The organism is Micromonospora sp. CA-240977 (assembly GCF_050942285.1).
Classification (GTDB): Bacteria; Actinomycetota; Actinomycetes; order Mycobacteriales; family Micromonosporaceae; genus Micromonospora.
The window spans coordinates 3,784,149-3,798,140 of record NZ_CP192055.1 but is presented as its reverse complement, the minus strand read 5'-3'; the positions used below and the strand labels follow the sequence as shown (position 1 = coordinate 3,798,140).

Sequence of the window (13,992 nt, the reverse complement as noted above, 5' to 3'; positions counted from 1 at the left end):
CCTTTGGGTAACCCTCAGCCTGGTGTGTGCCGGTCGCCGTGGCCGGCACGAGGAGGCTGTGGACATGGGGCTGGTGACCATCGGGGTGTTCGCCCGGGAGGCGGGACTGACGCCGAAGGCGCTGCGCCTGTACGAGCAGGTCGGGCTTCTGCTGCCGGCCGCGGTCGATGCCGAGTCCGGGTACCGGTTCTACGACTCGCGGCAGGTGCGGTTGGCCCGGTTGGTCGCCCGGTTGCGGCGCATCGGCATGCCGCTGGCGACGATCGGCGTCGTGTGTGGGTTGCCGCCAGCGGCGGCGGCGGAGGCGGTCACCGCGTACTGGCGGCAGGTCACCGTCGACACCGCGGCTCGTGCCCGGCTCGCCACCGTCCTCGTGGAGGATCTTCTGGAGGGTGACGCCATCATGTCTCGACCGAATCCTGTGCTTGTCGTCCGTTGTGCCGCCGGTTGTGAGGTCGGGGCCGGGCGGGACAGCAACGAGGACGCCGCGTACGCCAGCGAGCGGTTGTTCGCCGTCGCCGACGGTATGCGGGGGCCGGGCGGGGCCGCGGCCAGCGCCGCGGCCATCGACGCTCTCCGGGCGTTGGCGCTGACCGACGTGCCGGCTGTCGAGCTGTTGACGATGGTGGTGGGTGCGGTCGCCGACGCCGACCGGACGGTGCGGGCGCTGGGCACCGAGGAGCACCAGCCGGCCAGCACGCTGACCGCGTTGCTGCGCAGCGGTTCCCAGTTGGCGCTGGTGCACATCGGTGACAGTCGGGCGTACCTGCTGCGCGGTGGTGAGCTGTCCCTGCTCACGCAGGATCACACCTGGGTGCAGACGCAGGTCGATCAGGGCCACCTCGACCCCGTTCAGGCCGCCGCGCATCCCCGGCGGGCGCTGCTGGTGCGTGCTCTCGGTGGGGGCGGGCAGGTCGAGGCCGATCTGGCGTTGCGGACCGCCCTGCCCGGTGACCGGTACCTGCTGTGCTCCGACGGGTTGTCCGCGGTGGTGGACCGGGCGCGGCTGTGGTCGACGCTGCGTGCGGGGGCCGATCCGCAGGACACGGTGCGCGCGTTGATCGACCTGGCTCAGGCGCACGGGGGGCCGGACAACATCGCCTGTGTGGTCGCCGACGTCGTCGCGGGGTAGGCCGCGCGGCCCGCCGACGCCGAACCCCGTCCGGGGTTCGGCGTCGGCGGGTGGGTTGAGGCAGCATGGAGGGGTGACGGAGAGCTTCGAGGCGGTGCGCGCGCTGGTGGCCGATGGTGGGGTGGTGGTGCTCAGCGGCGCGGGCCTGTCCACCGAGTCGGGCATCCCGGATTACCGGGGGCCCAGCGGGGTGGCGCGGCGGCACACCCCGATGACCTTCCAGGCGTTCACCAGGGATCCGCTCGCCCGGCGGCGTTACTGGGCGCGCAGTCACCTGGGGTGGCGGTTGATCGCGGGTGCGGCGCCCAATGCCGGGCACCGGGCGGTGGCGGGGCTGCAGCACGCCGGTCTGGTCGACACGGTGATCACCCAGAACGTCGACGGTCTGCACGGTGCGGCCGGCAGCACCTCGGTGATCGAGTTGCACGGCCGCCTGGACGAGGTGATCTGCCTGGACTGCGGCAACCTGACCTCCCGGGAGGAGTTGGACCGGCGGCTGCGCGAGGCGAACCCGGACTTCGTGGCCCAGGTCGCCGCGGTGAACCCGGACGGTGATGTGGATCTCCCCGACGAGCAGGTGGCGGCGTTCCGGACTGTGGATTGTGCGATCTGCGGCACGGGGATGCTGAAACCGGACGTGGTGTTCTTCGGGGAGACGGTGCCGCCGCAGCGGGTCGCGCGGTGTTTCGCGGCCGTGCAGGAGGCCCGGTCGTTGCTGGTGCTCGGGTCGTCGTTGACGGTGATGTCGGGGCGCCGGTTCGTGATCCGCGCCGCGAAACGGGGCATTCCGGTGGCGATCGTCAACCAGGGGCCGACCCGTGGTGACGGCCACGCCACCGTATGCGTCGACGCGCCCCTGGGCGCCCTGTTGCCGGAGTTGGCCGCGCGGGTCGGCGGAAACGCGGCGACGGTTGGGGTCTGATCCGGGGGAGTCGGGACGCCCGGGGGAGGACATCTGCCGGAAACACCGGCGCTGGTAGCGTTGACCATGCCGGTAACACCCACGTGGGAGAGACCGCCCGCCAGCACGGCAGGGCGGCGCCGAAGGGGCAAATCCTCCCCGGAACCTCTCAGGCAAAAGGACCTCGTGGGCAGGCACTGTGGAGCGCCCTCTCGCGGGGTGCGACAGAGGGGGAGGCCGACACGTCGACCTCGCCCCGGGAGTGCCCCCATGACCGTAGAGCAGTTCGCCACCCGTCACATCGGTCCCGGCCCCGACGATGAGCGTCGGATGTTGGAGGTCGTCGGGCACGGCTCGATCGACGAGCTGATGGACGCCGCGATCCCCGAGGTGATCCGCTGGCACGGCACCCTCGACCTGCCGGAGGCGGCCACCGAGGCCGAGGCGATCGCCGAGTTGCGGGCCCTCGCGGCCCGCAACACCGTCGCCGTTTCCATGATCGGGCTGGGGTACCACGGCACGCACACCCCGGCGGTGATCCGCCGCAACGTGCTGGAGGACCCAGCCTGGTACACGGCGTACACGCCGTACCAGCCGGAGATCAGCCAGGGCCGGCTGGAGGCGCTGCTGAACTTCCAGACGATGGTCACCGACCTGACCGGCCTGGCCACCGCGAACGCCTCCATGCTCGACGAGGGCACCGCCGCCGCCGAGGCGATGACCCTGGCGCGGCGGGCCTCCAAGAGCAAGAGCCGGGTGTACGTCGTCGACGCCGACGCGTTGCCGCAGACCATCGCGGTGATCACCAGTCGCGCCGAGCCGCTCGGCATCGACGTGCGGGTCGTCGACGTCGAGCGCGACGAGCTGCCGGCGGAGTTCTTCGGCCTGCACCTGCAGTACCCGGGCGCGTCCGGGGCGGTCCGTGACCACACGGGCCTCGTCGACGCCGCGCACGCTGTCGGGGCCCTGGTGACCGTCGCGGCGGACCTGCTGGCGTTGACGCTGCTGCGGGCGCCGGGGCAGATCGGCGCGGACATCGCCGCCGGCACCACCCAGCGTTTCGGCGTACCGATGGGCTTCGGTGGGCCGCACGCCGGTTACCTGGCGGTGCGCGCGGGCCTGGAGCGGATGCTGCCCGGGCGCCTGGTCGGGGTGTCGCGCGACGCGGACGGCAACCCGGCCTACCGGTTGGCGTTGCAGACCCGCGAGCAGCACATCCGGCGGGAGAAGGCGACGAGCAACATCTGCACCGCGCAGGTCCTGCTGGCGGTGATGGCCGGCATGTACGCCGTCTACCACGGCCCGGACGGGTTGCGGGACATCGCGGCGCGTACCCATGCCATGGCGGCGCGGCTCGCGGCCGGGCTGCGCGCCGGCGGCGTGGACGTCGCGGACGTCGCGTTCTTCGACACCGTCACCGCGAGCGTGCCGGGCCGGGCGGCGCGGGTCGTCGCGGCGGCCGCCGCCGACGGGGTGAACCTGCGGCTTGTCGACGCCGACCGGGTGGGGATGTCCTGCGACGAGACGACGACCGACGCGCACCTGGCGCGGGTGTGGGCGGCGTTCGGGGTGCCCGCGTTCGACGGGGCCGCGGACACGGCGCTGCCCGCCGGCCTGGCGCGCGACAGTGACTTCCTCACCCACCCGGTGTTCCGCAGCCACCACTCGGAGACGGCGATGCTGCGCTACCTGCGGCGCCTGTCGGACTTCGACTACGCCCTGGACCGGGGCATGATCCCGCTCGGGTCGTGCACGATGAAGCTGAACGCGACAACCGAGATGGAGCCGGTCAGCTGGGCGGAGTTCGCGAACATCCACCCGTTCGCGCCGGACAACCAGACCGCCGGGTACCGGGAGATGATCGGTCAGCTGGAGTCGTGGCTGGCCGAGGTGACCGGCTACGACGCGGTCAGCGTGCAACCCAACGCCGGGTCGCAGGGTGAGCTGGCCGGGTTGCTGGCGATCCGCTCGTACCACGCGTCGCGGGGTGAGTCGCACCGCGACGTGTGCCTGATCCCGTCGTCGGCGCACGGCACCAACGCGGCCAGCGCGGTGATGGCCGGCATGCGGGTCGTCGTGGTCGCCTGCGACGACGACGGCAACGTCGACCTCGTCGACCTGGACGCGAAGATCGACAAGCATCGGGACGCGCTCGCCGGGATCATGGTGACGTACCCGTCGACCCACGGGGTGTACGAGACGGGCATCGCGTCACTGTGCGCGAAGGTCCACGACGCCGGCGGTCAGGTGTACGTCGACGGGGCGAACCTCAACGCCCTTGTCGGGTTCGCGAAGCCGGGCAGGTTCGGCGCGGACGTGTCACACCTCAACCTGCACAAGACGTTCTGCATCCCGCACGGCGGCGGTGGCCCCGGGGTGGGTCCGGTCGCGGTGCGCGCGCACCTGGCGCCGTTCCTGCCGGGTGACCCGCTGGGCGCGCACGAGGACTCCACGCCGGCGATCTCGGCGGCCAAGTACGGGTCGGCGGGCATCCTGCCGATCCCGTGGGCGTACCTGCGGATGATGGGCGCCGAGGGGCTGACCCGGGCGACCGGGGTCGCGGTCCTCGCCGCGAACTACGTGGCGGCCCGGCTGCGCGGGCACTTCCCGGTGCTGTACGCCGGCAACAAGGGCCTGGTGGCGCACGAGTGCATCCTCGACCTGCGGCCGCTGACGAAGGCGACCGGGGTGAGCGTCGACGACGTGGCGAAGCGGCTGATCGACTACGGCTTCCACGCGCCGACGATGTCGTTCCCGGTGGCGGGGACGCTGATGGTGGAGCCGACCGAGAGCGAGGACCTGGCCGAGCTGGACCGGTTCTGCGACGCGATGATCGCCATCCGCGCGGAGATCGAGCAGGTGGGTTCGGGGCAGTGGCCGGCGGGGGACAACCCCCTCGCGAACGCGCCGCACACCGCGGCGATGGTCAGCGGTGACGACTGGGCACACCCGTACCCGCGGTCGGTGGGCGCGTACCCGGCCGGGGTGGACCGGGCCGGGAAGTACTGGCCGCCGGTGCGGCGCATCGACGGCGCCTACGGCGACCGGAACCTGGTCTGCTCGTGCCCGTCGCCGGAGGCGTTCGAAGACTGACGACGGGCGAGCCGGGGCGGGCGGTGTCGGCCGCCCCGGCAGCCGCTCCGGCCTGGCCGAGAACGTCCCCTACCGGGGGGACTAGCCTGGCCGACGGCGGCTATTCGGTGACGCTGGGTGGTCAGTCAGGCCACGAGGGCGTGGCGGGCGGGACCGCGGTGCGGTGCGATGCTGCTGCCGTCGGGAAGCAACTCGCCGGTGTCCTCGAAGACGATCACACCGTTGCAGAGCAGGCTCCAGCCCTGCTCACGGAAGCAGGCGAGGACTCGCGCGGCTTCCCGGTCGGTGGCTTCAGCGGAGGGGCAGGTCGGTTGGTGCTGGCACATCAGGGTCTCCGGACTGTGGGGGCACTGTGTCATGGTTCACATGACCAGTGACGCACAGTACCAAGCGAAAGTGTCCAGCATCGAGCAGGTGTCGGCCTGGCGCACGGGAAATCCACTGAACGGATGAGGAAGGTCGGACCATACGGCGTGGAAACGCTCCCACAGGTGCTGGTCGATGCGCCCGCGGCGCCGGCCGCCTGCCGTCCCGGGCTCACCGAACGGGCCCGCCTGCAATGGCACCTCGCCGACGGCGGCGACCCCGCCGCCCTCGCCGAGGAGTTCCTCGCCGCGCACGACCTGCCCCTGCACGACCTGACCCGCCCCACCCCCGCCCACCAGCGCACCGGGGCGTGCGGCGCCGCGCTCTACCTGTCCGCCGCGGCCGGCGCGTACCTGGCCGGCGCGCCCACCACCGCCCCCGAACCCGCGCCCACCCTGCCCGACCTCACCGTCGTCGTCTACGGCCACGGCCCCACCCGGGCCACCCCACCCCGCCCACCCACCCCCTGGTGGCTCGGCCCGTGGACCGAAAGCTGGACCCCCCGCCAACACGCCGACGCCGTCGACGCCGTCCGCGCCGCCATCGGCCGCGGCGACGTCTACCAGACCAACCTCGTCGGACACGCCGCCGCCCGCTACACCGGCGACCCCCTGCCCGCCCTGAGCCGCCTCAGCGCCCTCCCCGGCGCCCGCTACGGCGGCGTCCTCACCGGCGACGGCTGGGCCATCGGCTGCGCCTCCCCGGAAACCCTCATCGAGGTCACCGACGGGCACCTGATCACCCGCCCCATCAAGGGCACCCGCCCGGCCACCCCCGCCGGCCGCGCCGAACTACTCGCCAGCGCCAAGGAACGCGCCGAACACATCATGATCGTCGACCTGGAACGCAACGACCTCGCCCGCATCGCCCGCACCGGCACCGTCACCGTCGACGACCTGTTCACCGTCCGCCGCTGGTGCGACCTGTGGCAGGCCGAGTCGACAGTCCGCGCCGCCGCCGCTGACGGCCTCGGCCTGGCCGACCTGCTGCGCGCCACCTGCCCCGGCGGCTCCGTCACCGGCGCGCCCAAACACGCCGCCCTCACCCAGATCACCACCCTCGAGCCCGTCGGCCGCGGCGCCAGCATGGGCGCGCTCGGCTGGGTCACCCCCGGCCGCGTCGACCTCGGCCTGACCATCCGCACCGCCGCCGCCGACACCGAGTTGCTGCACACCTGGGCCGGCGGCGGCATCACCTGGGACAGCGACGCACACGCCGAGGTCGCCGAAGCCGCCGCGAAGACCGCCCCGATCCGCGCCACCCTGGCCGGACGCGGCACCCCCCACCACCGGCGATAAACTGCCCCCTATGACCATGCGGCCCATCCGGATCATCGGCGACCCCGTCCTGCGCACCGAATCCGAACCGGTCACCACCTTCGACGCCGAGCTGCGGGCCCTCGTCACCGACCTGATGGACACCCTGCTCGGCGCCCCCGGCCGCGCCGGCGTCGCCGCACCACAGATCGGCGTCAGCGCCCAGGTCTTCGTCTACGACGCCGACGGGCACCGCGGCCACCTCATCAACCCCACCCTGGAACTCTCCGACGAACTCCAGGACGACGACGAGGGCTGCCTGTCCATCCCCGGGCTGTACTTCCCCACCCAACGGGCCCTGCACGCCACCGCCCACGGCGTCGACCAACACGGTGAGCCCCTCACCATCGCCGGCAGCGGATTCCTCGCCCGCGCCCTGCAACACGAAACCGACCACCTGCGCGGCACCCTCTACGTCGACACCCTGCGCGGCGACACCCGCCGCCGCGCCCTGCGCGAGATCCGCGCCGGGCGCTTCGACTCACCCAGCCGCCGCGGCTGACGCCGTCAACGTCCACTCCTCGTAGTCGGCGACCCGGGCGAAACCCACCCGCTCGTACAGGCGCACCGCCGCCACATTGTCCGCCTGCACATTGAGCGTCACGTGCTCCACGCTCCGCCGCAGGCGAGCACACAACGCCGCCACCACCGACGCGCCCAAACCCCGCCCCCGCCACCGCGGATGCGTCGTGACGTTGCCCAACGCCGCCACCCCGTACGCCGGCGAGAACACGTGCACCCCGGCCACCGCGACCAACGCATCCCCGTCGAACATCCCCAGGTACTGCCCGGTCTGCACCATCCGCTCGTCGAACCAGTTGCCGGGGTACGCCCGCGCGTACAGCTCCCGCAACCGCGGCAGGTCCGCCGCGCCGAGCACCACCCCCGCCGGGTCCACCGCACCCAGCGCGGCCGGGTCGGTCAACGCCATCCGATGGTGCCGGCCACCGGCAGCCATCCGGAACGACCCGGCCAGCGCGCCGGCCAGGCCGGGGGACAGGTGCGCGTACAACCGGGCCGGCAACACCGGCGCCAACTCCGCCAGCAACACCGACAGCGCCGCCGTGTCCGCCGGCGCGGCGAACGCCAACAACGTCGGCAGGTCCACGCCGTGGTACAGCAACACGACCTGCTCACCTCGGCGAAACCACGACGTGTACGGCCAGAAGAAGTCGTCCAGGTCACCCAACTGGTAGGCGTGCAGCACCGGGTCCCGCCCCAACAACCGCGCCAGCACCGCACGATCGTGCTCGGCCCGCACCGCCATCAGCGGGCCACCCACTGGTCATGGCCGAGCTTCGCGACCAACGCCGCCACCACCACCAGCAACACCACCCGCACGAAACCCGACCCCCGGCGCAACGCCATCCGCGCCCCCAGCACCGCCCCGGCGATGTTGCACACCGCCATGCCCGCGCCCAACAACCACCACACGTGCCCGGTCACCCCGAACACCACAAGCGCACCCAGATTCGTCCCCGCGTTGACGACCTTGGCCATCGCCGAGCCGTGCACGAAGTCCGCGCCCACCAACGCCGTGAACGCCAACACCAGGAACGTGCCGGTGCCCGGACCGATCAACCCGTCGTACAGGGCGATGCCCACACCGGCCACCGCGACCGCCGCGCCCACCCGCACCGGCGTCCGCCTCGCCGGCACCGCCACCACCCCCATCCGGGGACGCAGCAGCACGAACACCGCCACCGCCACCAACACGACCAACACCACCGGCCGGTACGCCGACGCCGGCACCGCCCCGGCCAACGCCGCACCCACACCCGCGCTCACCACCGCCAGCCCCGCCGCCGGCGCCACCACCCGCCAGTCAACCTTCGTCCGCCGCGCATACGTCGCCGCCGCCGTTGTCGTACCGAAGATCGCGGCCAACTTGTTCGTGCCCAACGCGGTGGCCACCGGCAACCCCGGAGCGGCCACCAGCAACGCCGGCAGCAACAACAACCCACCACCACCAACCACGGCGTCAACCCACCCCGCCATCGCGGCGGCGGCCAGCAGAGTACTCAGCGATACGGCGTCCACGGGCGGCAATTCTCCCGACTACCACCGCCCGCACAGCAACCCGAGTGGCCAGATTCACCCCGGTCAACGACCCCGCGAGCGCCGCAACCACACTCCCAACGCGCCAACCGCCACGAACACCAGCACGGAACACACCAACACCTTCGCCACCGGGCAACCATGCCACGGGGACGTATGGTGCAGAAGTGCGCCTGGCCACCTTCAACCTGCTGCACGGACGATCCCTGACCGACGGGCTCGTCAACTCCGACCGACTCACCGCCGCCATCAGCGCCCTCGACGCCGACGTCCTCGCCCTGCAGGAGGTCGACCGCGACCAACACCGCAGCGGCAAACTCGACCTCACCACCATCGCCGCCCGCGCCCTCGACGCACCCCACCACCGCTTCGCCGCCGCCGTCGTCGGCACCCCCGGCGAACACTTCCGCCCCCTGCGCCACGACGACGACGGCCACGGCGAACCCTGCTACGGCATCGGCCTGATCAGCCGACACCCCGTCCGCAGCTGGCACATCACCCGCCTCAAACCCGCCCCCGTACGATCCCCGGTCTACGTGCCCGGCCCCCGCGGCGGCCTCATCCTGCTGCACGACGAACCCCGCGTCGTGCTCGCCGCCGTCCTGGACACCCCGCACGGCCCACTCACCGTCGCCGCGACCCACCTGTCCTTCGTTCCCGGCTGGAACGCCCGCCAACTGCGCCAGACCGTCCGCGCCCTACGCGCGCTACCCGGCCCCCGCGTCCTGCTCGGCGACCTCAACCTGCCCGCCGGCCCCGCCCGACTCGTATCCGGCTGGCACCCGCTGGGCCGCCGCCCCACCTACCCCTCCGGGCAGCCCCGCGTCCAACTCGACCACATCCTCGCCGACCGGCACGCCCTGCATCAGCTCCCACCGGTACGGGCCGTCACCGCGCCGGCGTCCACCATCTCCGACCACCGCCCCCTGCTCGTCGACCTCGGCTGAACCCGTCGGCCACCCGGCCGGGAATGCGTAGGTTGGAAACCACCGCCGTCGCGCCATCGCCATCCCCGACACCACGGAGCCGCCATGAGCGACACGCCGGACACGATCGTCCTCATCCACGGGTTCTGGGTCACCCCCCGCAGCTGGGAACACTGGGTCACCCACTACCAGGACAAGGGCTTCCGGGTGCTCACCCCCACCTACCCCGGCCTGGAGGGCGAGGTCGAGGCGATCAACGCCGACCCCAGCCCGCTGGAGACGCTGACCGCGCCACAGATCATCACGCACCTCGGCGCGGTGCTCGACGCACTACCCACGCCGCCCATCCTCATCGGCCACTCCGCCGGCGGGGCGTTCACCCAGGTGCTGCTCGACCGCGGCTACGGCGCCTCGGCGGTCGTGCTCAACTCGGCACCCACCGAAGGCGTCACGGTGACCCCCCTCTCGCAGCTGCGCTCCACCTTCCCGGTGCTGCGCAACCCCGCCAACCGGCACCGGGCCGTCGGCTTCACCTTCGAGCAGTGGAACTACGCGTTCACCAACACCTTCGACGAGCGGACCGCCCGCGCCCTGTACGAGCGCTACGCCATCCCCGCCGCCGGCGGCATCCTCTGGGACAGCACGCTGGCCAACCTGCTGCCCGGCCGGCAGGACATCGCCGTCAACTACCACAACCAGCAACGCGCGCCGCTACTGTTCATCTCCGGCTCCGAGGACCACCTCATGCCGCCCAGCGTGCAACACGCCAACGCCGCGCACTACCAGGGCGACACCATCACCGAGGTCGAGCTCTTCGAGGGGTACGCCCACCTGCTGCCTGCGCAGCACGGCTGGCAGCAGATCGCCGACCACGCCCTCGACTGGGCGCTGCGGCACGCCCGGTGACCACCACACAGCCACCGCGGGCGCCCGCTGTCACTGTCAGGGGCGAAGAACCACCTTCCCGCGATTGGCCCGCGCCTCAATGATCTCGTGAGCGGACGCGGCATCGGACAGGGCGATCTCGGCGTGGATCGCGGCGCGCAGCTCTCCGGTGCGGTGCAACTGCCACAGCCGCTCATGGTGGCGCTCGTAGAGTTCCCGTCGGGTGCTGGCGAACCGGGCCATCGTGAGCCCGGTGATGGTCTTGCCGCCGGCGAGCAGGTCGAACGCGGGCACCGTCCCGCCACCGGAGTTGAAGAAGATGAGCCGTCCACCCGGACGGAGCGCGGCGATCGCGCGCGGCAGAAGGTCACCACCGACCGCGTCGAGGACGACATCGACCGGGTCGCTCCAGGACTCGTCGTGGTAGACGACGACCTCGTCGGCGCCGAGACCCCGCACGAAGTCCGCCTTGTCAGCGGCGCCGACGGCCGCCACGACGCGCGTGACTCCCTGGATCTTCGCCAGTTGGACGGCGAGATGCCCCACGCCGCTGGCCGCGCCGGTGAGCAGGACCGACTCGGCCGCGGTGATCTCCGCGGTGGCCAGTGCCGCCAGGGCGACGTGTCCGCCACCCACCACCGTCGACGGACGCCCACGCAGCCGACCGCCCACCGGGTCGCCGCGCGCTCAGTCCCGGTCCGCCGCCACCAGCGACGCCAACACCCGGTTGGTACGGTTGGCCCGCACCGCGTCGCGCTGCTGCCCGGCCGTCACCTCGATGTACGTCTGCGACGACGCCAACGACGCGTGCCCCAGCAACCGCATGATCTCCGCGGCACTCGCCCCGTCCTCGGCCAGCCGGGTCGCGAACGTGTGCCGCAGCGCGTGCAACCGCGCCCCCCGCGGCACCCGGTCCCCGATGCCCGCCCGCCGATAACACGACTCCACCAGATACTGCAGCCCACCCCGGCGTAGCGGCTCACCGTGGCGATCCACAAGCAACGCCGAGTCGGGGCGCACCGACCGCGCCCCGAAACGCCGCCGCCGACTGTCCAGGTAGTCGGCCACCACCCGGTCCAGATCAGCCTCGATCGGCACCACCCGGGGCCGCCCGCCCTTGCCCGACACCTCGACGCGCCGCTCACCCGGCCGACCCGCCACCGAGCCGACCCGCAGCGCCAACAACTCCGACAGGCGCAGCCCGGCACACAACGCCACCGCCAGCACCGCGACGTCCCGCTCCGGCCACGGGTCGCGCTGCCGACCGTCGTCGCGGGCCACCGACGCGAGCAGCACCTCGGGGGTGTCCGTACCGCGCAACGGTTTCGGCTGGGGGAGTAGCGCCCGGGGCCGGCCGACCGCCGGCATCGGGTTGCCCGCCAACACCCCCTCGGCGACCAGGAACGTGAAGAAACTGTTCCAGGTGGACCAGGCGCGGTGCACCGACGCGGGCGCCCGGGGCGCGGCGAAGCGGGCGAACGCCGCGCGCATCACCCGGGGGGAGAGGTCGGTGATCGACAGGTCGTCCAGGGGGAGGGGAGTGGTGTCGTCGGTGATCAGGGCGCCCACCGTGCGCAGGTCCCGCCGGTACGCCGCGAGGGTGTGCGGGGAGGGCTTGCGGGTGGCTCGGGCCGTCAGGAACTCCTCGATCAGCACTCCGAGCGATTCGTCCTGTTTGTCATGCATAAGGGATATTATGCAGCATTTTCGGGTTTCCGGGAAGTGGGGGCGTAAGCGAGGGGAGAGGACCCCATCCGGCGGCGGACCCGACTGTGCTGGTGAGTGCCTGTCGAGCTGCCCCACGAGTGGGGCAGCTGGTGACGGTCGCTGGCCGGGGTGACCGCGGCCGGCGAAGCTAGGCGCTTCCGGAACCGAACCGAACCGAACGCCTTCCTGCCCCGTACGTGGGGCAGCTCGACAGGGATTCAATGCCACCCTGCGCCACGGCTCGGGCGGCCCCTCACAGCGGCTCGGCGGGGCCGCGCCGCCATGAGCGCGGCTGAAACTGATCGATGAGCACGTACCGTGCGCGGCTTGACGTCGCCCGCCGCCTATCCCACCTGTGGTCGGCTTGGAACACCCATCGCGTACCGGGACGCTCCAACTGATCTGGCCTGCTCTGCAAGGCATCGGTGGCGGGCCGCCGGCCGACCCGGGTGGGCTTTACCCGCGTCGCCAACCGTCGCCGGCCGCGACCGCGAGGATCCGGACGGAGCCCACGCACGTCAGCAAGGACGGGCGACGCTGGCGGATCGCCACGGCCAGCGACGCCGGTCAGCTCGCCGGGCACAGCGCCCAGAACCTGTCGATCACCACCGCGATCCCGCCGGTGTTCGACGTTATGGCACCTTCTACCCGCCCGATCATGTCGATTCCGGCAGCCACGAACACGCGGTGATTGACGGACTGGCCAGCTGCACCATGGATCAGCGCGGGTGACCGTGAGGGGACCGCCAGAACACCTTACTTTACATAATGTGCATTATCGAAGGTGCCTCAGCCACTCCTGGGTGAGCGAGCGCAGCACCGCGGGCTGTTCGTACGGTAGGTAGTGACCAGCCTCGTCGACCATCGTGAAGCTGCCACGGGGATAACGGCGCATGGCGCGGAACTGGTCGGCGTAGCCGATGATCCGGTCCTGGCGGCCGGTGAGCACGCTGACCGGACCGGCGAAGACGACCGCGGCGTCCTCGTCGGGCAGCGCGTAGCCGGGACCGGACTGCAGCTCCTGCTGGAACGCCGCGTCGCCGGGGCCGCCGGACTCCAGCGCCGCGAGCACCGTCGCGACCACGGCTGGGGTACGGCGGCCCAGGGCCGCGTCGAGGTGCCCGTGCAGGGCGGCGGGCGCGGCGTCGAGCCACCCCGGGGGCGCGTCGAGCGGCGCCTCGTCGGGTAGGTCCCGCGAGTCGCGGGCGATGGTGACGCCGGGACAGACGAGGAGCAGGCCCCGCACGAGGTCGGGTCGTTGCCGGGCGATGCCGGCGGCCAGGTATGCGCCGTAGGAGGCGCCCGCCAGCAGCACCGGTGCGTCGACGTGGTCGTCGAGCCACCCGCACACGGTGTCCAGCACCGCCTGGGACGTGGGTGCGCAGGTGGCCGGGGTGTCACCGTGGCCGGGCAGGTCCAGGTAGGTCTCCCGCAGGTTGACGCCAGCGAGGGCGGGGCTGAGGGCGGCCGCCGTGGCGGCGCGGCTCATGCTGAACATGGGCAGGCACACCACCTCTGGGCCGGTTCCCGCTGATCGGTCGAACGCCAGGTTCATGAAGACGGTCCTCGGTGCGGGTCGCGGGTGGGAGATGCGGTACGAGCCTACAA

13 protein-coding genes and 1 riboswitch are annotated in these 13,992 nt (G+C 72.3%); of the genes, 7 read left to right on the top strand and 6 right to left on the bottom strand.

Going from position 1 to position 13,992, the window contains the following annotated elements; genetic code table 11:
- Positions 1–64 precede the first annotated feature (64 nt).
- The 3 genes from ACQPWW_RS17595 (at position 65) to gcvP (ending at position 5,126) form a co-directional block, all read left to right on the top strand.
- Positions 65–1,132 carry a MerR family transcriptional regulator gene (locus ACQPWW_RS17595; RefSeq protein ID WP_433123971.1) on the top strand — a complete coding sequence of 356 codons (1,068 nt, stop codon included), beginning with the start codon at positions 65–67 and terminating at the stop codon, positions 1,130–1,132.
- A 73-nt stretch (positions 1,133–1,205) separates the two neighbouring features.
- Positions 1,206–2,054 carry an NAD-dependent protein deacetylase gene (locus ACQPWW_RS17590; RefSeq protein WP_433123970.1) on the top strand — a complete coding sequence of 283 codons (849 nt, stop codon included), beginning with the start codon at positions 1,206–1,208 and terminating at the stop codon, positions 2,052–2,054.
- A gap of 74 nt (positions 2,055–2,128) precedes the next feature.
- Positions 2,129–2,228: riboswitch (glycine riboswitch) on the top strand.
- A gap of 75 nt (positions 2,229–2,303) precedes the next feature.
- On the top strand, positions 2,304–5,126 hold the full coding sequence (gene gcvP / locus ACQPWW_RS17585; RefSeq protein WP_433123968.1) for an aminomethyl-transferring glycine dehydrogenase: 2,823 nt from the start codon (positions 2,304–2,306) through the stop codon (positions 5,124–5,126).
- Positions 5,127–5,251: 125 nt separating this feature from the next.
- Here gcvP and ACQPWW_RS17580 read toward each other — a convergent pair whose 3' ends face one another.
- Positions 5,252–5,452: a DUF5999 family protein gene (locus ACQPWW_RS17580; protein ID WP_007460326.1), complete on the bottom strand. Its 201-nt coding sequence runs from the start codon at positions 5,450–5,452 to the stop codon at positions 5,252–5,254.
- Positions 5,453–5,548: 96 nt separating this feature from the next.
- On the opposite strand from ACQPWW_RS17580, the gene ACQPWW_RS17575 reads away from it, so the two are divergent.
- Complete coding sequence (locus ACQPWW_RS17575) at positions 5,549–6,790, top strand: chorismate-binding protein (protein WP_433134409.1); 1,242 nt, start codon at positions 5,549–5,551, stop codon at positions 6,788–6,790.
- Between the two features lie 10 nt (positions 6,791–6,800).
- On the top strand, positions 6,801–7,310 hold the full coding sequence (locus tag ACQPWW_RS17570) for a peptide deformylase (protein ID WP_433123967.1): 510 nt from the start codon (positions 6,801–6,803) through the stop codon (positions 7,308–7,310).
- Here the strand turns inward: ACQPWW_RS17570 and ACQPWW_RS17565 are convergent.
- Entirely contained in the window at positions 7,290–8,075 is a 786-nt protein-coding gene (locus tag ACQPWW_RS17565) for a GNAT family N-acetyltransferase (protein WP_433123965.1), read from the bottom strand. The genes ACQPWW_RS17570 and ACQPWW_RS17565 overlap by 21 nt on opposite strands.
- Positions 8,075–8,806 (bottom strand): sulfite exporter TauE/SafE family protein, encoded by a 732-nt coding sequence (locus tag ACQPWW_RS17560; RefSeq protein ID WP_433134407.1) that lies wholly within the window; start codon positions 8,804–8,806, stop codon positions 8,075–8,077. The genes ACQPWW_RS17565 and ACQPWW_RS17560 overlap by 1 nt, the downstream gene beginning before the upstream one ends.
- A gap of 227 nt (positions 8,807–9,033) precedes the next feature.
- On the opposite strand from ACQPWW_RS17560, the gene ACQPWW_RS17555 reads away from it, so the two are divergent.
- Positions 9,034–9,813, top strand: coding sequence for an endonuclease/exonuclease/phosphatase family protein (locus ACQPWW_RS17555; protein ID WP_433123964.1), 780 nt, complete (start codon positions 9,034–9,036; stop codon positions 9,811–9,813).
- A gap of 84 nt (positions 9,814–9,897) precedes the next feature.
- The gene (locus tag ACQPWW_RS17550; protein ID WP_433123963.1) at positions 9,898–10,698 is read left to right on the top strand and encodes an alpha/beta hydrolase; all 801 of its coding nucleotides are present in this window, start codon (positions 9,898–9,900) and stop codon (positions 10,696–10,698) included.
- A gap of 36 nt (positions 10,699–10,734) precedes the next feature.
- Here ACQPWW_RS17550 and ACQPWW_RS17545 read toward each other — a convergent pair whose 3' ends face one another.
- The 3 genes from ACQPWW_RS17545 to ACQPWW_RS17535 all read right to left on the bottom strand — a co-directional run bounded on the left by ACQPWW_RS17545 (position 10,735) and on the right by ACQPWW_RS17535 (position 13,939).
- Positions 10,735–11,349, bottom strand: a complete 615-nt coding sequence (locus ACQPWW_RS17545) for a quinone oxidoreductase family protein (protein ID WP_433123961.1) — start codon at positions 11,347–11,349, stop codon at positions 10,735–10,737.
- A 15-nt stretch (positions 11,350–11,364) separates the two neighbouring features.
- A complete protein-coding gene (locus tag ACQPWW_RS17540; protein WP_433123959.1) occupies positions 11,365–12,363 on the bottom strand; it encodes a tyrosine-type recombinase/integrase in 999 nt (332 codons plus the stop codon).
- Between the two features lie 796 nt (positions 12,364–13,159).
- Positions 13,160–13,939: an alpha/beta fold hydrolase gene (locus ACQPWW_RS17535; protein ID WP_433123958.1), complete on the bottom strand. Its 780-nt coding sequence runs from the start codon at positions 13,937–13,939 to the stop codon at positions 13,160–13,162.
- Positions 13,940–13,992: the final 53 nt, after the last annotated feature.